The organism is Pantoea sp. C1E2 (assembly GCF_056491465.1).
Genome location: NZ_JBSZHT010000002.1, coordinates 4,280,322 through 4,300,396, shown reverse-complemented (window position 1 = coordinate 4,300,396; position 20,075 = coordinate 4,280,322). Strand labels below are relative to the sequence as shown.

The following is a 20,075-nucleotide window of genomic DNA, read 5'->3' as shown; positions in this document are numbered from 1 at the left end:
GTCGCATGACCTGCGCACGCCGCTGACGGTGCTGTTTGGTCAGGCCGAAATGTTGATGCTGGATCTGGCAGGTGATAACTCAAAATATGTCGGCCAGGCGAACCAGATTCGTGAACAGACGTTAAGCACCATTCGGCTGGTGAGCAATATGCTGGATATGGCGCGCATTCAGTCTGGCGGGCTTAACCTGCGCGAAGAGTGGGTGGCGCTGGATGAAGTGGTTGGCGGGGCGCTGAGCAGTATGGGGCCGTCGTTAAAAGGGCATGATTTCGCGCTGGATCTGCCGCCGGAGCTGGTGCTGATCAAAGGCGATAGCGCGATGCTCGAGCGCGTGTTTACCAACCTGATTGAAAACAGCCTGAAATACGCCGGTAACGCCGCGCAGCACGGCATTCGCGCCTGGCGTGACAAAGAGCGGCTGGAGATTGCCGTCTGGGACAACGGCCCAGGGATTGCCGAGGAGAACATGACACGCATTTTCGACAAGTTTGCGCGCGGAGATAAGGAGTCGGCAGTGCCGGGCGTTGGCCTCGGTTTGGCGATCAGCAAAACCATTATTGAATCCCATCGCGGGCGCATCTGGGCAGAAAACCGACCGCAAGGTGGCGCGGAGTTTCGCTTGTCGCTGCCTCTGCCCGCTGCGCCTGAAATTTCTGAAGAAGCGCTGAAATAACTTCACACAAGTTCGGTTATACTCGGCCACTTGTTTGTTGATTAATGGGAAATTATGGAACGTTTTATCGAGAACCTGATGTATTCATCGCGCTGGTTGCTGGCACCGGTTTACATTGGACTTTCGCTGGGGCTGCTGGCGCTGACCGTTAAATTTTTCCAGGAAATTTTTCACCTGTTGCCCAACATTCTCAGCATTGCTGAGAACGATCTGATTCTGCTACTGCTGTCGCTGGTGGACATGACGCTGGTGGGCGGATTGCTGGTGATGGTGATGCTCTCTGGCTATGAGAACTTTGTTTCTAAGCTGGATATTGATGAGAACAAAGAGAAACTGAGCTGGCTGGGCAAGATGGATTCCGGCTCGCTGAAGAACAAAGTCGCGGCCTCGATTGTCGCGATTTCATCGATCCACTTGCTGCGCATCTTTATGGACGCGCGCAACGTCGATGACAGCAAGCTGATGTGGTACGTGATCATCCACCTGACCTTTGTGCTGTCGGCCTTTGTGATGGGCTGGCTGGATAATATGTCGAAGGTGGAGAAGAAGTAATTTCGTGTGCCAGGTGCGCCATTATGGCGCCCTGGCCCATCAGCGCACCGGCTGCGTGCCCGCCAGTTTCGGCATCACTTCCCTGATCATCGCGAAAAAATGCCGCATACGAGCGGGATAATAACTGGCCCACGGATAGGTCAGCCACACCGGCAACGGCGGGGCTTGCCACTCGGGCACCAGCTGAATTAACTCTCCTTTCGCCAAATCCTCTTGCACCACCCACGACGACACAATTGCTGCCCCCATGCCGGCCAATACCGCTTTGCGGATGGCGTACAAACTGTCGCTGGCGAGGCGCGGGGCAATCGGCAGGTTCACCGGTTGGTTATCACTTAGACGCTGTAACGCGAGTTCATTGCGGTAAAAGCTGGTTAATGCCAGCCAGGGTAATTCGGTGAGCTGGCTGACATCCTCAATCGCCTTATGCTGTGCCAGCAGTGAAGGGGCGGCGACCACAAAGCGTGGCACTTCTGCCAGCAGAATCGCCACCAGCGAGGGATCGTTCACGGCACCCACCTGAATCGCACAGTCGACGTTTTCACTGATGAAGTCGGGTGTGCGGTCATTGAGCATCCACTCCACCGTCAGACGCGGATAACGCTGTAGATAGGCCACCAGGGGATCGATGAGCTGGTCCTGGCCAAAAGCATGCGGCGCGCGCACGCGCAGCGTACCAATCGGATCGTCATTGGAACCGGTAAGTTCATCTTCCAGCGCGTGCCAGGTGGCCAGTAACTGCCGCGCCTGCGCATAGCAACGCTCGCCATCGTCGGTGAGTTTGAGTGCATGGGTGGTGCGCAGAATCAGTTTCAGCCCTAAACGCTGTTCCAGCGCCTGCAGGCGGCGGCTGATGGTAGGCTGCGTGGTACCGAGCTGGGCAGCGGCGGCTGACAGCGATCCACTTTCGACAATGCGAATAAAGGTCTGCATCAGTTCAATGCGGTCAATACTGGTTGGATTGCTCATACGCGCCGTGCATAACAGTTCTGTGTTTGACCAGTCTACCGCGTATGGCAAGGACGCGCTTTAATAAGCGCACTTTCACGGGGGAATTCACTATGTCAGCCATTTCGCAATCTACTGCATTGCCAGCTGAAAAACTGCCAGCGCCGCTGGTGTTTACGCTCGCCGCAGGTGCCGGGCTTAGCGTGGCATCGATTTACTACAGCCAGCCGATGCTGGATATCATCAGCAAACAATTTAACGTCGGGATTGGTAGCGTCGGCATGGTACCCATGCTGACGCAAGCGGGATACGCGCTCGGCATCCTGCTGCTGGCACCGCTCGGCGATCGTCACGACCGCCGCACCATTATCCTGATTAAAGGCCTAATGCTGGTCGCCGCGCTGCTGCTGTGTGGCTTCTCTGGCGGCATCAACGCATTACTGATCGCCAGCTTTGTCACCGGCTTAACCGCGACAGTAGCGCAGGACATCGTGCCCGCTTCGGCGGCGCTAGCGCCGGAGCGCAGTCGAGGTAAAACCGTTGGTACGGTGATGACCGGCTTGCTGGTCGGTATTCTGCTGTCACGCGTGGTGAGCGGCGTGGTGGCGGAGTATTTGGGCTGGCGCACCATGTACATGGTGGCGGCGGTGGCCGTGCTGTTGATTAGCCTCGCGCTGTGGCGTGTGTTGCCGCGCTTCAAACCGGGCACCTCTGTCAGCTATCCGCGTCTGCTGCTGTCGCTGGCGCACCTGTGGCAACACCACCAGACGCTGCGCCGTGCTGCGCTGGCACAGGGTTTGCTGTCAGTCGCTTTCAGCGCCTTCTGGTCGACGCTGGCGCTGATGCTGAGTGAGCGCTTCCATTTTGACAGTGCGGTCGCGGGTGCATTTGGTCTGGCAGGTGCAGCGGGTGCGCTGGCCGCACCGCTGGCGGGAAGCGTGGCGGACCGCATTGGTCCAGCGCGCGTGACTCAGTATGGTGCTTCGCTGGTGATGGTCTCCTTTGCGCTGATGTTCCTGCTGCCACTCTTGCCGGTTCCGGCTCAAATCGGCCTGATTATCATCAGTACTATTGGTTTTGATTTGGGTGTGCAGGCCACGCTGGTGGCGCATCAGACGCTGGTGTACAGCCTCGCACCGGAAGCACGTAGCCGACTGAATGCGCTGATGTTTACCGTGGTGTTTATTGGCATGGCAACCGGTGCGGCGCTCGGCAGTCTGGCGTTGGCCCACTTTGGCTGGAGCGGTGTGGTAGCACTTTCCACACTTGCCGCTGCGCTTGCACTGATGATCCGTCTGGCGAGCCGCCATCTGAAAAACTGATCGAGTATCTTGTGCCAGGCTTAAGGGAGAATGTTATTTAAAAACGGAGCGTTATGAACTTCCTGGCCTGGACCGCCGCCACCGGTGGTCTGCTACTTCTCATGTCACTGGCTTCCGGTTGGATACACCGTGGGCCAGTGACTTCATTTGGGCTTTATCTGTTCGCGGGCATCTTGTGTGGCCCGTGGATGCTCAATCTTCTGCAGCTCGACATCATTGGTCATGCCAATTTGGCCGCCCACCTCACTGAAATCGCCATGGCAGCCTCGCTGTTTATTACCGGGCTCAAACTTCGTCTGCCGCTTAAGGCGCATGCCTGGCGGGTGGGTGTCCGTTTAGCTTTTCCCGCCATGCTGCTGACTGTGGGTGGCATGACGCTGCTGGTGCATTGGATTACCGGCTTTGACTGGGCGCTGTCGCTGGCGTTTGGTGCCATTGTGGCACCGACCGATCCGGTGTTGGCGAGTCTGATTTCCGTCAACGATGCGCGTGATGATGATGCGCTGCGCGTGGCGCTCTCCAGCGAAGCGGGGATGAACGACGGATCGGCGCTGCCGTTGCTGATGCTGGCGCTGCTGTTGCTGGCACCTGATAGCATGAGCCTCAGCCACCTGGGCGAGTGGGCGCTCAAGGATGTGGTGTGGGCCATTGCGGGCGGGTTGGCGATAGGTTATTTGCTGGGGCGATTAATCGGTCAACTGGCGACGCATCTGCGCAGTGCCCATGAGGATATCGCGCCCAATGATTTCCTCACGCTGGCGCTGATTGCGTTGAGTTATGCCGCCGCGCAATCACTGGATGCCTCTGGCTTCCTCGCCACCTTTGCAGCGGGCGTCGGGCTTCGTCGAGCCGAACTGCGAGTGGTGAAGCACTATCCACAAGAAGAGTTGTCAGAAGAGGAGCAATACCTGCCAGCAGAAGCGCGCGTCAATCCCAACCAACGACTGGCGCACGGTGGCAGCGGTATGGTCAAATCAATGGGTTTGGTGGTCGGCGATGCGTTGTCGTTTGGTGATACCATCGAACGCCTGCTGGCCGCGGGCATGATGGTGGTATTAGGCATCACGCTGGCGCAGCACTGGAATCTCACCGGGATTGGGCTGGCGCTGCTGCTGTTTGTGGTGGTGCGACCGCTGGCCGTGTGGATCACCACCTGGCGCTGCGACATCCCATTGATGCGCCGTTTGATGATCGGTTGGTTAGGGATTCGCGGCATCGGCAGTATCAATTACATTGCTTACGCCTGGGTGCACGGCATGCGCGGCCCACAGGCGGAGCAAATGGTGGATATGGCGTTGACGTTAGTGGTGTGCAGCATCGTGCTGCACGGCATCACGGTGACGCCGTTGTTAAACTGGCGTGCAGCCCGTCAGGCGGCACGTGCGCAACATCATCAAAAGTGATTTTCTGGAAATTACTGGAGCCTGTTATGAAAGCCTTGTTCATTGCCCTTGTGGGGCTCTCACTCTCCGCCAGCGTCTTCGCCGCCGATGGCGATAACACCAGCGAAGAGAATGTGTATGCCAGCCAGCTGTGTCATCTGGTGAGCAGCGAAAAGAAGACCAGCGACCTGGATACTTATACTGCGAAGATGAAGTCTCAGCTGGCCGCCAGTCAGTCTTCGTCTGCGGTGGATAAGCCTGAATTTAATGAAGAAATCGCGCAGGAAGTGATTAGCGCCTGGCTGGAACTGGGCGAGGACGAACGCACGCAGCTGCGTCATAATCAGCAGCAGTGCGAGCAAACCGTTATGACCCAATTCCAGCAGCAAGATTAAATCCCCGTCATACTTCGAGCTGTGGCGGCGTTGGCTGCGTTTGCTCGCCCCGGTCACTTACTGCAGTAAGCTCCCGGGGACTCACGCACTTGCCGCCTTGCTACAGCTCGAATTATTTAGGGAATTAAATCCCCGTCATACTTCAAGCTGTAGCGGCGTTGGCTGCGTTTGTTCGCCCCGGTCACTTACTGAAGTAAGCTCCCGGGGACTCACGCACTTGCCGCCTTGCTACAGCTCGAATTATTTAGGGGATTTCAGCGTCTAACTAATAACGTTATCTCGAGTGCCCGCTTTAATGTAGCGGCAAAAGTTTGGCGGATTCACTATAAAATAAGCGCCTTTATGGGCGCTTTTTCTATGGATCTTTTGTACAAAATGCGTACATAATCGCCAGCGTTGAAAGTTGACACGTATCACATAACGAGACGCAGCCCACAAGGCTGACATATTTTTCAATACTGGCTACCGGGCATGAAACTCACACGGCGTCACTTTTTGTTGGCAACCGGGGCAACCGCCCTGTCGATGACCACGGGCAAACTGTTTGCCCGCGATGACATCATCCCATTGTGGCCAGACGATCCGCCGGGCGGCGGTGGGCCATCTGGGCTATTGAAAGTCAGTATGAATGGCTCATGGACCAACATCGTCTCTCCCGCGATTCAGCGTTTCCGCCCGGAAAACCCCAACGGCGAAGCAGTGATCGTGGCGGCCGGCGGCGGCTACCGCTTTGTCGGCATGGGGCGTGAAGCCTGGCCGGTGGCGCGCTGGTTGAATGCCAACGGCTACACCGTGTATGTGCTGAGTTATCGCTTGCCGGGCGAGAAGTGGCAGGCGGGGAATCTTGCGCCGCTGCAGGATGCGCAGCGCGCGATTCGCCTGGTGCGTTCGATGGAGAGCAAAGTGCATCTGCTTGGCTTCTCCGCCGGTGGGCACCTGCTCGGTATGGCCGCGGCGCGTCCCGATTTTGTCACTTACCCGGCGCAGGACCCGCTCGATCAAATCCGTCCAACGGGTGACAGCGTTGGGCTGATCTATCCGGTGATCACCCTCGAAGCGCCTTATCAGAACACCAAAACGCACCTGATGATGGTGGGTGAACACGCCACGCCAACCCAGGAAGCCAACTGGTCAGTGCAAAACTACGTGACACGCCAGTATCCGCCGACGTTCCTCGCTCAGGCGGAAGACGATCACACCTCGAATCCGCACAACACCGAAATGATGCGCGATGCCTGCCGCCGTATGCAGGTGCCGGTGGAGTTGATTGAACTGAGCAGCGGCGGGCACGGCTTTGGTCTGGGGAAAGCGGGTACGCCTGCTGCGCTCTGGGATCAGGCGTATGTGCGCTGGCTGGATCTGCACAGTTAACTGAGCTGTGGTCGCCATGAATGGCAACCCTACGACGATATTGTACGGTTTTTCGTAGGGTGCGTATTTATGCGCATCGGGCAATTGGACGCATTACGTCAAATTAAAATGCTCATCCGGCTGGCGCGGTTCCGGCAGCGGGAAATCATTGTTCATCGCCTTCAAATTACGTTCGATATTCACGCACAGCGCATCCAGTGGCAGATGGTTAGGCGCAGTGCCGAACGGATCTTCCAGCTCTTCCGCCAGTGACTCCAGCGACAGGAAGGTGTAGGAGATAAACACTGACACCAGCGGCGTCATCAGATGCAAATCCGCCACCAGCGCAAACGGCAGCAGGGTACAGAACAGGTACACGGTGCGATGCAGAATCAGGCTGTAGGCAAACGGAATCGGTGTGCTGGCAAGGCGATCGCAGCCGCCCAGATAAGCCGACAGATGATTGAGATTGTCATCGATACTCTGCCAGACAATATCCGACACCAGACCCTCATCACGCCGCTGCGCCAGCCATTCGCCCATGCACATCAGCGTCTGCGAGGTTGGCATCGGATGGCTCAATACGGCAATGTGCCACTTCTCCGGCAGCAAGCGCGCTAAGTCCGTCCTGGCATCGGTTTGACGTAACCGGTGTTTCAATGCCCAGCTAAACGCCAGCTGTAGCCCGATAAACTCCTGCACCTGCGCTTCACTGATTCCGCGTATGCATTTTATCTGGCGCAGCAGCGAGCGCTGAGTGATGTGCATATTGCCCCACAATGTGCGGGCCTCGATAAAGCGCGCATAGCTGGCGTTGTTGCGAAAGCCGAGGAAAACCGCAATCGACACACCAATCAAGCTAAACGGCGCAGTAGTGAGGTGGATGCCAAAAGTGGAGTACCACGGATAGCCGAGGATGGCGATCACCGACATCAGCAGGTTGAGTGACAGGCGAAAGACAATGCTTACCAGTACCGAGCCGTGCCAGTCGAACAGCCGGAGGAACCAGTGTTGATGAGGACGTACGATCATTTTGCGATGGTGTTTTTTATGATTTTGTTGGCACAGGTTACGCCCGCTATTACACCGGACGCAATGTGAAAATCGGGTAATTTAAGGTGAAAAACGGTGTGTTATGGGTGGATTTTTCTTTTTAAATCAGCCTTCTAAAAACACTTTGAACAAGTTGTAAAATTCTTTGCGTTATCTCTTTTCGGCCCCTTTCTCTAAAGTTCATTCCAGCAGCACATCATACAAATTTAAAAACACTTTAGAGGAATACACCATGTCTAAACTTGACCTGCTCGACCCACAGAACTCAACCCTGATTTTTATCGACCACCAGCCGCAGATGGCTTTCGGCGTCGCTAACATTGATCGCCAGCAGCTCAAAAATAACACCGTCGCTTTGGCAAAAGCGGGCAAAGTTTTCGACGTGCCGGTGATTTATACCTCTGTAGAAACCGAAAGCTTTAGCGGCTACATCTGGCCAGAACTGCTGGCGGTGCACCCGGAATCCAAGCCAATCGAACGTACCTCGATGAACTCGTGGGAAGATGCCAAATTCGTTGAAGCGGTGAAGAAAACCGGGCGTAAGAAGCTGATCATCTCTGCGCTGTGGACTGAAGTGTGCCTGACCTTCCCGGCACTGATGGCGCTGAAAGAGGGCTTTGAAGTGTACGTCGTGACCGATACGTCCGGCGGCACCAGCGTCGATGCCCATGAACGTTCAATTCAACGCATGGTGCAGGCTGGGGCAGTGCCGGTCACCTGGCAGCAAGTGTTGCTGGAGTATCAGCGTGACTGGTCACGTAAAGAGACCTACGACGCGGTGATGGATCTGGTACGTGAACACAGCGGCGCTTACGGTATGGGCGTGGATTACGCTTACACCATGGTGCACAAAGCACCACAGCGTCAGGCTTAAGTTACGGTTGGCGCGGCAGGCTGCTTTTCAGTGCATCGATAAACAGCCGCAGCGCCATCGACTGATGCTGGTTTGGCGGGAACCACAAGGCCAGACCTGCCGACTGCACCCGCCAGTCGGCGAGTAACTCCACTAACTGGCCGGATTGCAGCGCCGCTTCGGCGTAAAGCGATGGCAAATAAGCAATACCCAATCCGCTGATGGCCGCCCGGGTCATCAGCGCGTTGTTGTCTAACGTTATCGTGCCTGGCACATCCAGTTACAGCGTTTCCCCGACTTATAATACTCTCGGAATTAGCATTTGCTTCTTTTGAATCAGTAGCATACTTCAAAAATTTTATTCTTAGGCACAAGAGCGTAGATCATATAATAATGTGAATCATTTCATATTGTTAAAATCGATATGATAAAGTCGGTTGACCATGCATGCTTATATAGTATTCTGATTATGCTAAAGATAATTTTACCAATCATTACCTATGATGCATTAGTAATGCTTGGCCCTATTGTTAGCATCATTTCTCATTAAAAATCTAACAGAAACAACTGCTTTTAATAAGTGATATCTATTTTTTTGGAGTTTAACTTTTCATTTATAAAAATTATTTAGAAAATAAATGCATTTAATTAAAATTAAAGAAATTTCTTTTCGATGATGAGCGGAAGAACTCATTAAAGGGGGTGTTAAAAAATACAATTAAATTTTCAGTGTCATTCTAATAATATGCTATTAAGAGTATCACAAAGAGTATGGATGAATTTAAAATAGAGGTGTTAAATGGAAATTAGTGAGAAATTAGCTGCACTTTCTGGAAAAATTAAAAATCAGGCACATATGATACAAACTGAAGAGGCTACGAAAGCAGCATTCGTTATGCCTTTCATCAGCAGTGTTCTTGGTTATGATGTATTCGATCCTGAAGAAGTTACTCCAGAATACATCTGTGACATAGGGACTAAAAAGGGAGAGAAGATTGATTACGCGATCAAGAAAGATGGCAATATACAGATTTTGATTGAGTGTAAAAAGATTGGTGAATCGTTATCCATAAATCATGCTATGCAGCTCTTTAGATACTTCCATGTCACTAGTGCAAGAGTCGCAATACTTACGAACGGTCAGTACTATAAATTTTTCACCGATCTTGATACGCCTAATAAGATGGATGAAAAACCCTTCCTTGAGCTGGATATGCTTGATATTGATGAGTATGCGATCCCAGAAATAATAAAGCTTAATAAACAAACATTTGATGTCGAATCCATAGTTAATGCGGCAGGTGAGTTGAAGTATGTTAGTCAAATCAAAAAGGTGATTGGCCTCATACTTAATGAAGGTGATGATGATTTTACAAAGTATATGGCATCAAAGGTTTATGATGGTGTGGTAACACAAAAAGTGAGAGATTTGTTCTCCATTTTAATTAAGAAAGGTTCAGCGCAATATCTTAACGATCAATTGAACATTAGACTGAAAAATGCAATGTTCAATACTAGCGGCCTTGCTGACGACACGATACCTGTCAAAGAGACTGTCAGTGATATTCTTGATGGTGGAGAGATCGAAACAACCGAAGATGAAATTAATGGCTATCTAATTGTTAAAGCTATAGCCAGTAAAGTTGTTTCTCCTTCCAAGGTCTTCCTTAGAGACTCAAAGTCATATTGTGCAATACTTTTCGATGATAATAACAGAAAGCCAATTTGCCGATTTAGATTCAACACAGCTCAAAAATATTTAAGTTTGTTTGATTCAGAGAAAAAAGAAATTAAACATGCGATTAATGATCTGGATGACATTTATAAGCATGCCGACGCTATTGTCGCAATGATCGAAGGGTACGTGAACGCTTGATTACATTGATGGAAGCCTGCTTGTTACTACAAGCAGGCCTAAACCATGGTGCACAAAGCACCACAGCGTCAGGCTTAAGTTACGGTTGGCGCGGCAGGCTGCTTCTCAGTGCATCGATAAACAGCCGCAGCGCCATCGACTGATGCTGGTTTGGCGGGAACCACAAGGCCAGACCTGCCGACTGCACCCGCCAGTCGGCGAGCAGTTCCACTAACTGGCCGGATTGCAGTGCCGCTTCGGCGTAAAGCGAGGGCACATAAGCAATGCCCAATCCGCTGATGGCCGCCCGGGTCATTAGCGCGTTATTGTCTAACGTTATCGTGCCTGGCACATCCAGCTCGCAGCGTTCTCCCGCTTTTTCATACTCCCAACGATAGCGTTTGCCGCTCGGTAAACGATGGCGAATGCACTGCTGCTGCATTAAATCCTGCGGCTGCTCTATGGGGTCGTGCTTAACAAGATAATCCGGTGAAGCTACGGTGATAAAGTTCAGTGGGCCGCCCAGTGCAATCGCCACCGTATCCTGCGGCACATCTTCCAATAAACGAATTCCGGCATCGAACCCGGCGGCAGTGATATCCACCAGTTCACCCTGCGCGGCTAAATCGAGCTGGATATTAGGGTAATCAGCGCAAAATCCTGGCACCACCTTTTCCAGCAGGATACCGATCGCGGCGTCGCTGGCGCTAATGCGCAACGTGCCCACATGCTGTTGGCGGCGGGCACTGACATCGTGCAGCACCTCATCCATCTCATTCAACAGCGGTGCCAGCCGATCCAACAGTTGTTGCCCGGCATCGGTGAGCGACACGCTGCGGGTAGTGCGCTGAAACAGTTGCACGCCGAGGTTGTGCTCCAGCGTTTTCACCAAATGGCTGAGTGAAGATCGCTTCAGGCCGAGCATTTCGGCGGCGCGCCGAAAGCTGCGCTGTTCACCCAGCGTTTTAATGGCCTGCAGTTCATGCCAGGAAGGTCTTCTCATTGGTGGTATTTCCTCACCAGGTCATGCGCGATTAGGGAGACGATAACCACCAGTAAAGCGATCTACCATCAGGTTTTCAACTGGAGGGCGTGAAAATGAAAACCTGGTTAATTACCGGTGCCAGCAGTGGGCTGGGCCGTTTGATGAGTGAAGAGTTACTGGCGCGCGGCGATCGCGTACTGGCGTGTGTACGCCGTACTGCAGCGATGGCTGATTTGCAGGAGCAATACGGCGAACAGCTACAAGTGATTGCACTGGATTTGGCGAACACCGCCAGCATCGCGCCCGCTATCGCCAAAGCCTTTGCGCAGGTGGAACGCGTTGATGTGGTGATAAGTAATGCCGCCTATGGTCTGTTTGGCGCAGCGGAAGAGCTGAATGATGCGCAGATTGAACGTCAGATTGCCACCAATCTTACCGGCTCGATCCAGCTGATTCGCGCGGTGATTCCGCTGCTGCGCCAGCAAGGCGGCGGGCGCATTGCGCAAGTTTCCTCAGAAGGCGGGCAGGTAGCCTATCCCAACTTCAGCCTGTATCACGCCAGCAAATGGGGCATCGAAGGATTTGTTGAAGCGGTACGCCAGGAAGTCGCCAGCTTTGGTATCGATTTTCTGCTGGTGGAGCCGGGGCCGACCGCTACCAACTTTGGTGCCGGGCTGGATATTGCTGAGGCGCAAGAAGTCTATCAGGACACCGCCTCCGGTGAAGTGCGCCGCGCGATTTTGTCTGGCGAGTTCGCCATCAAAGGCGATGCCGCGAAATCTGTCACGGCGATGATCGCCACACTGGATCAACCCGCCATGCCGCTGCGTCTGGCGCTGGGCAGTACGGCTTATGACAATATCGAAGCCGCACTGGAACGACGCCTGGCAGAATTGCGTTCACAAAAAGCGATAGCCTATCGTGCGGATGTGTAGAAGCTGTTCGCATTACCGCACGGAGTAACAGGCAGGGAAGCAGCATCGCTGCCAAACTTAGCGCACAAAAGAAGGCATGCACGTTTCGCAGCGGCATGCTTTGTATTGAGCATTTTGCTAAGGAGAAAATGGTTATGAAAGCGATGATCCTGAAACAACCTGGCGGTTTAGAGCATCTGCAGCTGGCGGATCGGCCCGATCCCGGTAAACCGGGCGCCGGAGAGATCCGCGTGGCGATCCATGCCACATCACTCAACTTCCACGATCTGCTGGTGGCTAACGGATCGATCCCCACCGAGCAAGATCGCATCATGATGGCGGACGGCGCGGGCGTGGTTGAAGAGGTCGGTGCAGGCGTCACTGACTTCAAGCCTGGCGACCACGTGGTTTCCTGCTTCTTCCCGCAATGGCAGGACGGGCTGCCTCTCGCTCAGGTCGGCAACTTCACCCAAACGCCAGGTGATGGCGCTGATGGTTTTGCCGCTGAAGTGGTAGTGCGTCCGGCGAATCATTTCACTCTGGCTCCACGCGGCTGGCGTCATGCGGAAGCAGCTACCATCACCACTTCGGGCCTGACGGCTTGGCGTGCCCTGGTGGGCGATGCACAGATCAAAGCGGGCGATACCATCGTCACGCTGGGCACCGGCGGCGTGTCGATTACCGCGCTGCAAATCGCCAAAGCGATGGGTGCGCGCGTGATCGTCACTTCATCTTCTGATGAGAAGCTGGCCAGAGCCAAAGAGTTGGGGGCCGATGCGGGTATCAACTATCGCAGTACGCCGGAGTGGGGCAAAGCGGTACAGCAGCTCACTGAGGGTAAAGGTGCGGATGTGGTAGTGGAACTCGGCGGGCCGGGCACCATGGCGCAGTCGATCGAAGCGGTGCGCGTCGGCGGCCACATTGCCTTAATTGGTGTGCTGACCGGGTTCGAAGGCGTTATCCCGACCTCGCTATTGATGGCGAAGCAGGCGCGCATTCAGGGGTTGATTGTCGGCCATCGTCGTCAGCAGCAGGACTTTGTGCGCGCACTGGAACACACCGGTATTCGTCCGGTGATCAGCGACAGTTACGGTGCGTTGAGCGATCTGCCTGCGGCATTCCAGCATCAGCAGTCAGCGGGACACTTCGGCAAAATCACCGTGGAGTGGTAGCGGGGAAGCCTGTTTTCCACATCGGGAAACAGGCTTATTACATCAGTAGTAATCGCCGTGGCGGTAATCCCATGACGGGAAGATATCCGACAGCAGCGCCATGATTTTATCGACATCAAGGCCTTTGCGGATCAGCACCGGGCACGGCGTGATTTTACGCTCACCGTTCTGCTGTGGAATCAGACGACCTTCGCTGTCCACCATCGACACCATCACGCCCTGTTCGTAGCGCACTTTATTGTCGTCGTTGGGCTGAATAGATTTCACGTAATCATTGGCTTCGATAATTAAATCGGCACGCGCTTCAATACGTTCGCCAATTCCTTCAACCAATCCACGGTTACCCTGACCTGATGGGTTCGCAGAACTGGCAAAAGAGAATTTCCCGTGATCTTCCCACAGGGCTTTCGCGATATTTTCGCCTGGGCGACCAAATTTAATCACGAAGCAGCTGGTCTGGCGGCCATCCATCATCAGCTCTTTTGAACCATCAGCCGGAATACGCGCCAACGCATCATCGCGCCACGGTAAGATACAGCCCAGCAAAATATCCTGATCCCAATGCTGCTGATAAAGCTGATCAATTTCCGGTGTCAGCTGAGCCAGAGAGCGTAGCTGCTCCAGCGAGCCACACAGCACCACGCCTGGCTTGTTGCGCTTGCGCTGCTTGGCTTCGAATTTACGTTCCAGCCCGGCTTTATCGGAGGTCATGATGATGTAACCCACTTTGGTGGGGCTTACAATCATGCCGCCGTCTTGTGACAGAATCTCGATGGCTTCAGGTTGTAACCCGCCATTCCACGTTATTTGCTTACCGCTCATGGATCTACCCTATCTGCGTATCAATAGATGACGTGCAGGAATATTACCTGCAATGTAATTAAGGAATTAATTAACCGGATAATTCATCGGGATTAATGGGTTTGTGCAAAACCATGCTGGTGATAATAGTACGATAATTAAAGGCGATGCAACTGATGAAAATAACGATGAAAGGAATAGGGTTAATTTAAAATAACACGCGGGAATTGTAGTGTTATTTAAGTTGGCGCTGAATAAGTGCTTCAGCGCCAGCGTTAATTAAAATATCAGGGCGTGTGCCACACCGCGCAGTGCGATGCCGAGGATGATGCCCGGCACGGCGAAACGGAACAGGCGTGGGAAACGGCTCGACAGGCCAAGGAAGATACCAATCCCCGGCAAATCAAAGGTCTGAATCAACCAACCCGCTGAGGCATTAATATTGTGCGCACTGTACAAGCCTTTTTCGACCAGTCCAGCCACCACGCCGTAATAGGCGGTGCCGCCCGCCAGGCATTTAGTCAGTGCAGGCAGAATGTACACCTCAGAGATGTTGAATCTGTCCAGCAGCGGAGAAACCAGCCGGGTAAGCATCTCAATCCCGCCGGATTCCTTCAAAATACCCACCACCGACAACGAAAGAATCAGCATCGGCAACGAGCCCAGCGCCAGGCGAATCGCATCGGCGCCGGCACTGTTGATAATGGCAATCAGCCCCATTTTGCTTTCATTATTGGCGACGGTTTCGTCTTCATTCAGTAACGATGCATCCGAGAGTTTGCGGCCAAAGAAGTGGTAAGTCGCTGCCGCCGCCAACACCCCGCCGCAGATGGAGATCAGCAACGCGGCGCTCCAGTTCAGGCCCGCCGGAATCAACGGGTAAAAAGCATTGGCTTGTCCCATGGCAAACAGCATCGCCAGCGTCGCCGCCATATGGCGATCGGAGGTGCCGCGTTTTTCCATAATCGCTAATGCCGCTAACGGAGCAGCGAAACTCACGAAGTTAAGCTGAATCAGCGCAAATAACGCCAGTCCGGTAATTCCTAAAGGTTTTAATAACGGTGTGGAATGGCGTACCACAAAATCCAGCACGCCTTTCACTTCCAGGTATTTCATGATGAATAACATCACCACCATGATAGGAATAAGCGTATACAGCGCGACATCGACCGAAGCTTTACCCGCAGACATAATAATGCTGATGATATTCATGCGGTTGCCTGAACCTCGAACCACTGCTTAATACCGACAAACATGCTGCTCCCCTTGCCTTGAAATACGCATAAAAATGCCAGCGCGAAGGGCGCCAGCAAAGGGATAAATAGTATCCCGGCGGCGTAAACTTGAGTAGTGAAGAAATTGAATTTTATCTTGCAGGAAATGAGAGAGGGAAATAACCGTGCGCCGACGTTTGTGCGGCGCACTGGAATATTATTCGACGTTTATTCGCTCATCTGGCGAATATTACGCGCGGTACTCTGCAATAATTTAAATGCATCATAACGGTGCTGATGCAGCTGCGTCAAAGCTGCCACATATGAAAATGGCAGCCTTCCTCAAACATAACCTTGGCTGACAAGCATGGCGGCAAATGCCGCCCCACTCATCAACGCATGGTCACAAATTCTTCCGCCGCAGTCGGGTGAATCGCTACGGTGTTGTCGAAGTCTTTCTTGGTGGCGCCCATCTTCAGTGCCACCGCAAAGCCTTGCAGCATCTCATCCATACCGTTACCGATTCCGTGGATGCCGACAATCTTCTCTTCTGCACCGACGCATACCAGCTTCATGCGGCACGGCTGGCGATGCTGGGTGACGGCGGTGTACATCGCGGTGAACGAGGATTTATACACTTTCACCTGATCGTCACCGTACTGCTCGCGCGCCTGCGGTTCAGTCAGGCCGACAGTACCAATGGGTGGATGGGTGAACACCACAGTTGGAACGTTGCTGTAATCCAGATGCTCGTCCGGTTTGTTGTTAAACAGACGCTCGGACAGGCGGCGACCGGCAGCCACGGCGACGGGAGTCAGTTCCACCGCACCGGTGTTGTCGCCCACTGCATAGATGCCTTGCACGTTGGTGTTCTGGAACTTATCAACGTTGATATAGCCTTTGTCGTTCAGCGCCACGCCGGTCACGGACAGGTTGAGATTGTCGGTCGCCGGTTCGCGCCCAATCGCCCATACCAGGCAATCGACGGTTTGCTCATGACCGTTTTCCAGCTGCAGCGTCAGGCTACCGTCAGCGTTCTTGATTACCGCTTTCGGGATCGATTCGGTGTGCAGCGCGGGGCCTTCGGCCTGCATCACTTCCACCAGCGTATCGACAATCAGCGGATCAAAGCTGCGCAGCGGTGCATGCTTGCGCACAAACAGATGGGTTTCGGCACCCAGCGCGTTGACCACTCCGGCCAGCTCAACTGCGATATAACCTGCGCCAACCACCGCCACACGCTTCGGCAGCGCATCCAGTTCAAAGAAGCCGTCAGAGTCGATACCGTATTCCGCGCCAGGCACTTGCGGATGGCTTGGACGGCCACCGGTGGCGATCAGGATGTGATCGGCCGTAATGGTCTCGCCGTTCACTTCCACGGTGTTCGCATCGATAAAGCGCGCGAAGCCTTTGATCACTTCAACGTTATTCTTACCCAGCACGTTGTCGTAAGAGGTGTGGATGCGATCGATATAGGCGCTGCGGTTTTTCACCAGCACCGACCAGTCAAAGTGGTTCACGGTGGTATCGAAACCGTAATCCGGGCCATACAGGTGGATGGCTTCAGCAATCTGCGCCGCGTGCCACATCACCTTTTTCGGTACGCAGCCGACGTTGACACAGGTGCCGCCCAGCTCTTTCGCTTCAATCAGCGCGCACTTCTGGCCATGCATCGCTGCACGGTTTATCGAGGCGATACCGCCGCTGCCGCCGCCGATGGCGAGGTAGTCAAAATGTCTGGTCATCCGTTGTGTCCATCAGTTGGAAGAAAATTGGCATAGAGTGTAACGCTGCTTGCGCAAGCGGCGCAAAGGTTCAGCCTATGATTATGATAGGGTTAAATCTCGGTTCCGCTAACATGGAAGACATTATGCACCTGACTTTTCTCGGCACCGGCGCGGGTGCGCCGAGCCTGCAACGTAACGTCACCGCCATTGCGCTGACGCTGTCGAAACGTGGCGACACCTGGCTGTTCGACTGCGGTGAAGCGACGCAGCATCAGTTTATGCGCTCCGCACTCAAGCCGAGCAAGCTGGAAAAAATCTTCATTACCCATCTGCACGGTGACCACATTTTCGGTCTGCCGGGCTTGCTCACCAGCCGTTCAATGGCCGGCCTGCTGGAGCCGCTGACGATTTATGGCCCGAAAGGCATCAGACAATTTGTCGAAACAACCCTCAGTCTCAGTGGCTCTTACACCGGCTTCCCGCTGGAGATCGTTGAAATTGAAGCGGGCGAAGTGCTGGATGATGGCGATTATCGCGTCACGGCCTATCCGATGAATCATGTAGTGGAGTGCTATGGCTATCGCATCGAAGAGCATGACAAACCGGGCTTCCTCGACGCACCACGCCTGAAAGCGGAAGGGGTGCCACGCGGGCCGTGGTATCAGGATCTGAAGGACGGCAAAAAGATTCAGTTAGACGATGGGCGTGAAATCAACGGCGCGGAGTATCTCGGTCCCGGCACCAAAGGCAAAGTGGTGGCCATCTTCGGTGACACCGGCCCGACTGAGGTGGCACTGCTGCTGGCGGCGGATGCAGATGTGATGGTCCATGAAACTACCATGGAAGCGGCGATGGCAGAGAAAGCCAACGGTCGCGGCCACTCCACCACGATTCAGGCGGCCGAAGTGGCAAAACTCGCAGGCGCAAAACGCATGATTGCCACGCACTTCAGTTCGCGGTATTTGTCGGGCGATAGGGAAAGATTGCTGGCGGAGTGCCAGTCGGTGTTTGCGGCGACCGAGCTGGCACGAGATTTCGCGGTGTTCGAGATTTAGTGCTGCAACGCCGGATAGGTGAAGAACAGCAGGTGTGTCATGTTGAACAGGAAATGGACGCCGGTGGCGACCCACACGCGTCCACTCCAGTGCCACGCCAGGCCGTAAATCAACCCGGCTAGGGTAGCGAAGGCAACCAGCATCATGCCGCCAGGGAAGTGCGCCAGCCCAAACAGCACTGACGCAATCAACAGCGCCGCCACGCCACCGATTTTCTGGCGCAGGCGCTGTTGCACATAGCCACGGAAGAACGCTTCTTCGGCCAGCGAGACAAAGAACAGGTTTGCCAGCATAAAGCTGCCGAGCCACTCTGGCCAATGCGGCTCAATCGCCAGTCCACCCAACAGCACCGCGACATACAGCAGCAGCGGAATCGCCGCCAGTAATAGCAGCCATAGAATCTTGTGCGGCGCGGGAAACTTCTGCGCACGGAACAACGTGGGCAATGCGGCCAGCAGCACAAATGGAATCAGTGCTTTATCGAAGTTGTAGTAGAAGCTAAAAGGCTGGCTATTGGGGCCAACCTGCATTTCCTCGATCTGGCGCGGGTTGTTAAAGCCCGGCAGCAGATGCAGGAACAGGCCGCCGGCAATCAGCACCAGCAACGCCTCGCTGATCAGCAGGACCGCGCGGTTGGTAGGGTTTTCCACCCGCACCCACGCCAGCAAAGCGATGGCGCCCAAAATGGCGAGAGCAGGCCAGTCCAGCACATCCTGGAATAGGCCCAATAGCGTTGCCAGTAACAACAGCAATACGGCAAGACGTTTGGCAGGCGATAGCACGGTGAGTGCGCCAGCCAGAATGATCCACATAAATAGTGTCCTTAGAAGGGCAACGGCAAAGGGCGGCTCAGGAGCCGCACCCTGTCAGCACGTTATTCTGGAACGATCTGCGTCACGCTATAGTGACCGGTGCCCGCTGGAACCAGCTTCTGATGCAGCCACGGCAACAGCTCTTCCATCTGCGCTTTCAACTTCCACGGCGGGTTAATCACGATCATGCCCGATGCAGTCATGCCGCGCTGATCGCTGTCCGGACGAACGGCCAGTTCAATCTGCAGGATGTTGCGGATATTGGTCGCCTGCAAATCTCTCAACATGTGTTTGATCTGCTGGCGCATCACTACCGGATACCACAGTGCGAACACGCCGGTGGCGAAGCGCTTGTGACCTTCCTGAATGCCTTTCACCACATCCTGATAATCGCTTTTCATTTCATACGGCGGATCGATCAGAATCAAACCGCGACGGCTCAGCGGTGGCAGCTTGGCTTTCAACTGCTGATAACCGTCACCACGCGCCACGCGCGCGCGATCATCTTTGCTGAACTCATTACGCAACAGTGGGTAGTCGCTGGAGTGCAGTTCGGTTAATTCCAGTTTGTCCTCTTCACGCAGCAAATAGCGGGCGATCAGCGGTGAGCCCGGATAGTAGCGCAAGGTGCCATGTGGGTTGAGGTTGCGAACGGCCGTCAGATACGGCTTCAGCAGTTCCGGTGCGTCCGGCTGCTGCCAGATGCGGCCAATGCCTTCCAGATATTCACCGGTGCGCTCGGCGTGCTCTCCGCTCAGCTGGTAACGTCCAGCACCGGCGTGGGTATCCAGATAGAGGAAAGGTTTTTCCTTCTCCATCAGGGCGGTGAGGATCAGGCTTTCAACGGTATGTTTGAGCACGTCGGCATGGTTGCCGGCATGAAAACTGTGGCGATAACTCAGCATAAAAAAGAGGGGTCCGCGGTTGGATCAAAGGAGATAAAAACATCGTGTGTGGCGCGATTATAGCCGCGCTGCGTAAAAATTGCTGACGTTTTGGCTCTCGCGCTTTT

20 protein-coding genes are annotated in these 20,075 nt (G+C 54.2%); 11 read left to right on the top strand and 9 right to left on the bottom strand.

Translation table 11 applies throughout. The features are described from left to right. Positions 1-673 (top strand): ATP-binding protein (locus ACXI0A_RS20490; RefSeq protein WP_479485285.1); only part of this gene is annotated, 673 nt, incomplete at its 5' end. Positions 674-727: 54 nt separating this feature from the next. Beyond that, complete coding sequence (locus tag ACXI0A_RS20485; RefSeq protein WP_034819827.1) at positions 728-1,225, top strand: TIGR00645 family protein; 498 nt, start codon at positions 728-730, stop codon at positions 1,223-1,225. Positions 1,226-1,264: 39 nt separating this feature from the next. Here the strand turns inward: ACXI0A_RS20485 and ACXI0A_RS20480 are convergent, their stop codons facing one another. After that, complete coding sequence (locus tag ACXI0A_RS20480; RefSeq protein ID WP_224934308.1) at positions 1,265-2,194, bottom strand: LysR family transcriptional regulator; 930 nt, start codon at positions 2,192-2,194, stop codon at positions 1,265-1,267. Between the two features lie 92 nt (positions 2,195-2,286). On the opposite strand from ACXI0A_RS20480, the gene ACXI0A_RS20475 reads away from it, so the two are divergent. The 4 genes from ACXI0A_RS20475 to ACXI0A_RS20460 all read left to right on the top strand — a co-directional run bounded on the left by ACXI0A_RS20475 (position 2,287) and on the right by ACXI0A_RS20460 (position 6,643). Beyond that, positions 2,287-3,495, top strand: a complete 1,209-nt coding sequence (locus tag ACXI0A_RS20475) for an MFS transporter (protein ID WP_224934309.1) — start codon at positions 2,287-2,289, stop codon at positions 3,493-3,495. Between the two features lie 53 nt (positions 3,496-3,548). After that, complete coding sequence (locus ACXI0A_RS20470; protein ID WP_224934310.1) at positions 3,549-4,898, top strand: cation:proton antiporter; 1,350 nt, start codon at positions 3,549-3,551, stop codon at positions 4,896-4,898. 26 nt (positions 4,899-4,924) lie between these two features. Beyond that, positions 4,925-5,272: a hypothetical protein gene (locus ACXI0A_RS20465; RefSeq protein WP_224934311.1), complete on the top strand. Its 348-nt coding sequence runs from the start codon at positions 4,925-4,927 to the stop codon at positions 5,270-5,272. A gap of 525 nt (positions 5,273-5,797) precedes the next feature. After that, on the top strand, positions 5,798-6,643 hold the full coding sequence (locus ACXI0A_RS20460; RefSeq protein WP_224934439.1) for an alpha/beta hydrolase: 846 nt from the start codon (positions 5,798-5,800) through the stop codon (positions 6,641-6,643). Between the two features lie 93 nt (positions 6,644-6,736). Here ACXI0A_RS20460 and ACXI0A_RS20455 read toward each other — a convergent pair whose 3' ends face one another. Then, complete coding sequence (locus tag ACXI0A_RS20455; protein ID WP_476150745.1) at positions 6,737-7,654, bottom strand: bestrophin family protein; 918 nt, start codon at positions 7,652-7,654, stop codon at positions 6,737-6,739. Between the two features lie 253 nt (positions 7,655-7,907). On the opposite strand from ACXI0A_RS20455, the gene ACXI0A_RS20450 reads away from it, so the two are divergent. Continuing rightward, positions 7,908-8,549 carry a hydrolase gene (locus tag ACXI0A_RS20450; protein ID WP_034819796.1) on the top strand — a complete coding sequence of 214 codons (642 nt, stop codon included), beginning with the start codon at positions 7,908-7,910 and terminating at the stop codon, positions 8,547-8,549. A gap of 1 nt (position 8,550) precedes the next feature. Here ACXI0A_RS20450 and ACXI0A_RS20445 read toward each other — a convergent pair whose 3' ends face one another. Beyond that, positions 8,551-8,802 carry a LysR substrate-binding domain-containing protein gene (locus ACXI0A_RS20445; RefSeq protein WP_476150746.1) on the bottom strand — a complete coding sequence of 84 codons (252 nt, stop codon included), beginning with the start codon at positions 8,800-8,802 and terminating at the stop codon, positions 8,551-8,553. Positions 8,803-9,327: 525 nt separating this feature from the next. Between ACXI0A_RS20445 and ACXI0A_RS20440 the strand changes: the two genes are divergently transcribed. Further along, the gene (locus tag ACXI0A_RS20440; RefSeq protein WP_476150747.1) at positions 9,328-10,404 is read left to right on the top strand and encodes a type I restriction endonuclease; all 1,077 of its coding nucleotides are present in this window, start codon (positions 9,328-9,330) and stop codon (positions 10,402-10,404) included. Between the two features lie 79 nt (positions 10,405-10,483). Here ACXI0A_RS20440 and ACXI0A_RS20435 read toward each other — a convergent pair whose 3' ends face one another. Continuing rightward, on the bottom strand, positions 10,484-11,386 hold the full coding sequence (locus tag ACXI0A_RS20435) for a LysR substrate-binding domain-containing protein (protein WP_476150748.1): 903 nt from the start codon (positions 11,384-11,386) through the stop codon (positions 10,484-10,486). A gap of 95 nt (positions 11,387-11,481) precedes the next feature. Here ACXI0A_RS20435 and ACXI0A_RS20430 point away from each other — a divergent pair, with 95 nt between their 5' ends. Together ACXI0A_RS20430 and ACXI0A_RS20425 are read left to right on the top strand one after the other, a co-directional pair. Further along, entirely contained in the window at positions 11,482-12,303 is an 822-nt protein-coding gene (locus tag ACXI0A_RS20430) for an SDR family oxidoreductase (RefSeq protein WP_476150749.1), read from the top strand. Positions 12,304-12,437: 134 nt separating this feature from the next. Next, positions 12,438-13,454 (top strand): zinc-binding dehydrogenase, encoded by a 1,017-nt coding sequence (locus tag ACXI0A_RS20425; protein WP_476150750.1) that lies wholly within the window; start codon positions 12,438-12,440, stop codon positions 13,452-13,454. A 42-nt stretch (positions 13,455-13,496) separates the two neighbouring features. Here the strand turns inward: ACXI0A_RS20425 and ACXI0A_RS20420 are convergent, their stop codons facing one another. The 3 genes from ACXI0A_RS20420 to gorA form a co-directional block, all read right to left on the bottom strand. Next, positions 13,497-14,276: a Sua5/YciO/YrdC/YwlC family protein gene (locus tag ACXI0A_RS20420; protein WP_476150751.1), complete on the bottom strand. Its 780-nt coding sequence runs from the start codon at positions 14,274-14,276 to the stop codon at positions 13,497-13,499. A gap of 258 nt (positions 14,277-14,534) precedes the next feature. Beyond that, complete coding sequence (locus ACXI0A_RS20415) at positions 14,535-15,467, bottom strand: nucleoside recognition family protein (protein WP_476150752.1); 933 nt, start codon at positions 15,465-15,467, stop codon at positions 14,535-14,537. 394 nt (positions 15,468-15,861) lie between these two features. Then, entirely contained in the window at positions 15,862-17,214 is a 1,353-nt protein-coding gene (gene gorA, locus ACXI0A_RS20410; protein WP_476150753.1) for a glutathione-disulfide reductase, read from the bottom strand. A 125-nt stretch (positions 17,215-17,339) separates the two neighbouring features. Between gorA and rnz the strand changes: the two genes are divergently transcribed. After that, positions 17,340-18,251, top strand: a complete 912-nt coding sequence (gene rnz / locus ACXI0A_RS20405; RefSeq protein WP_476150754.1) for a ribonuclease Z — start codon at positions 17,340-17,342, stop codon at positions 18,249-18,251. Here the strand turns inward: rnz and ACXI0A_RS20400 are convergent. Beyond that, positions 18,248-19,063, bottom strand: coding sequence for a CPBP family intramembrane glutamic endopeptidase (locus ACXI0A_RS20400; RefSeq protein WP_224934323.1), 816 nt, complete (start codon positions 19,061-19,063; stop codon positions 18,248-18,250). The genes rnz and ACXI0A_RS20400 overlap by 4 nt on opposite strands. Positions 19,064-19,125: 62 nt before the next feature. Then, positions 19,126-19,968: a 23S rRNA (adenine(2030)-N(6))-methyltransferase RlmJ gene (locus tag ACXI0A_RS20395; protein WP_476150755.1), complete on the bottom strand. Its 843-nt coding sequence runs from the start codon at positions 19,966-19,968 to the stop codon at positions 19,126-19,128. Positions 19,969-20,075: the final 107 nt, after the last annotated feature.

Bases quoted from the DNA above. Each gene is read 5' to 3' on its own strand.
- ACXI0A_RS20485 (WP_034819827.1), top strand. From the start codon at position 728: ATGGAACGTTTTATCGAGAACCTGATGTATTCATCGCGCTGGTTGCTG.
- ACXI0A_RS20480 (WP_224934308.1), bottom strand. From the start codon at position 2,194: ATGAGCAATCCAACCAGTATTGACCGCATTGAACTGATGCAGACCTTT.
- ACXI0A_RS20475 (WP_224934309.1), top strand. From the start codon at position 2,287: ATGTCAGCCATTTCGCAATCTACTGCATTGCCAGCTGAAAAACTGCCA.
- ACXI0A_RS20470 (WP_224934310.1), top strand. From the start codon at position 3,549: ATGAACTTCCTGGCCTGGACCGCCGCCACCGGTGGTCTGCTACTTCTC.
- ACXI0A_RS20465 (WP_224934311.1), top strand. From the start codon at position 4,925: ATGAAAGCCTTGTTCATTGCCCTTGTGGGGCTCTCACTCTCCGCCAGC.
- ACXI0A_RS20460 (WP_224934439.1), top strand. From the start codon at position 5,798: ATGACCACGGGCAAACTGTTTGCCCGCGATGACATCATCCCATTGTGG.
- ACXI0A_RS20455 (WP_476150745.1), bottom strand. From the start codon at position 7,654: ATGATCGTACGTCCTCATCAACACTGGTTCCTCCGGCTGTTCGACTGG.
- ACXI0A_RS20450 (WP_034819796.1), top strand. From the start codon at position 7,908: ATGTCTAAACTTGACCTGCTCGACCCACAGAACTCAACCCTGATTTTT.
- ACXI0A_RS20440 (WP_476150747.1), top strand. From the start codon at position 9,328: ATGGAAATTAGTGAGAAATTAGCTGCACTTTCTGGAAAAATTAAAAAT.
- ACXI0A_RS20435 (WP_476150748.1), bottom strand. From the start codon at position 11,386: ATGAGAAGACCTTCCTGGCATGAACTGCAGGCCATTAAAACGCTGGGT.
- ACXI0A_RS20430 (WP_476150749.1), top strand. From the start codon at position 11,482: ATGAAAACCTGGTTAATTACCGGTGCCAGCAGTGGGCTGGGCCGTTTG.
- ACXI0A_RS20425 (WP_476150750.1), top strand. From the start codon at position 12,438: ATGAAAGCGATGATCCTGAAACAACCTGGCGGTTTAGAGCATCTGCAG.
- ACXI0A_RS20420 (WP_476150751.1), bottom strand. From the start codon at position 14,276: ATGAGCGGTAAGCAAATAACGTGGAATGGCGGGTTACAACCTGAAGCC.
- ACXI0A_RS20415 (WP_476150752.1), bottom strand. From the start codon at position 15,467: ATGAATATCATCAGCATTATTATGTCTGCGGGTAAAGCTTCGGTCGAT.
- gorA (WP_476150753.1), bottom strand. From the start codon at position 17,214: ATGACCAGACATTTTGACTACCTCGCCATCGGCGGCGGCAGCGGCGGT.
- rnz (WP_476150754.1), top strand. From the start codon at position 17,340: ATGCACCTGACTTTTCTCGGCACCGGCGCGGGTGCGCCGAGCCTGCAA.
- ACXI0A_RS20400 (WP_224934323.1), bottom strand. From the start codon at position 19,063: ATGTGGATCATTCTGGCTGGCGCACTCACCGTGCTATCGCCTGCCAAA.
- ACXI0A_RS20395 (WP_476150755.1), bottom strand. From the start codon at position 19,968: ATGCTGAGTTATCGCCACAGTTTTCATGCCGGCAACCATGCCGACGTG.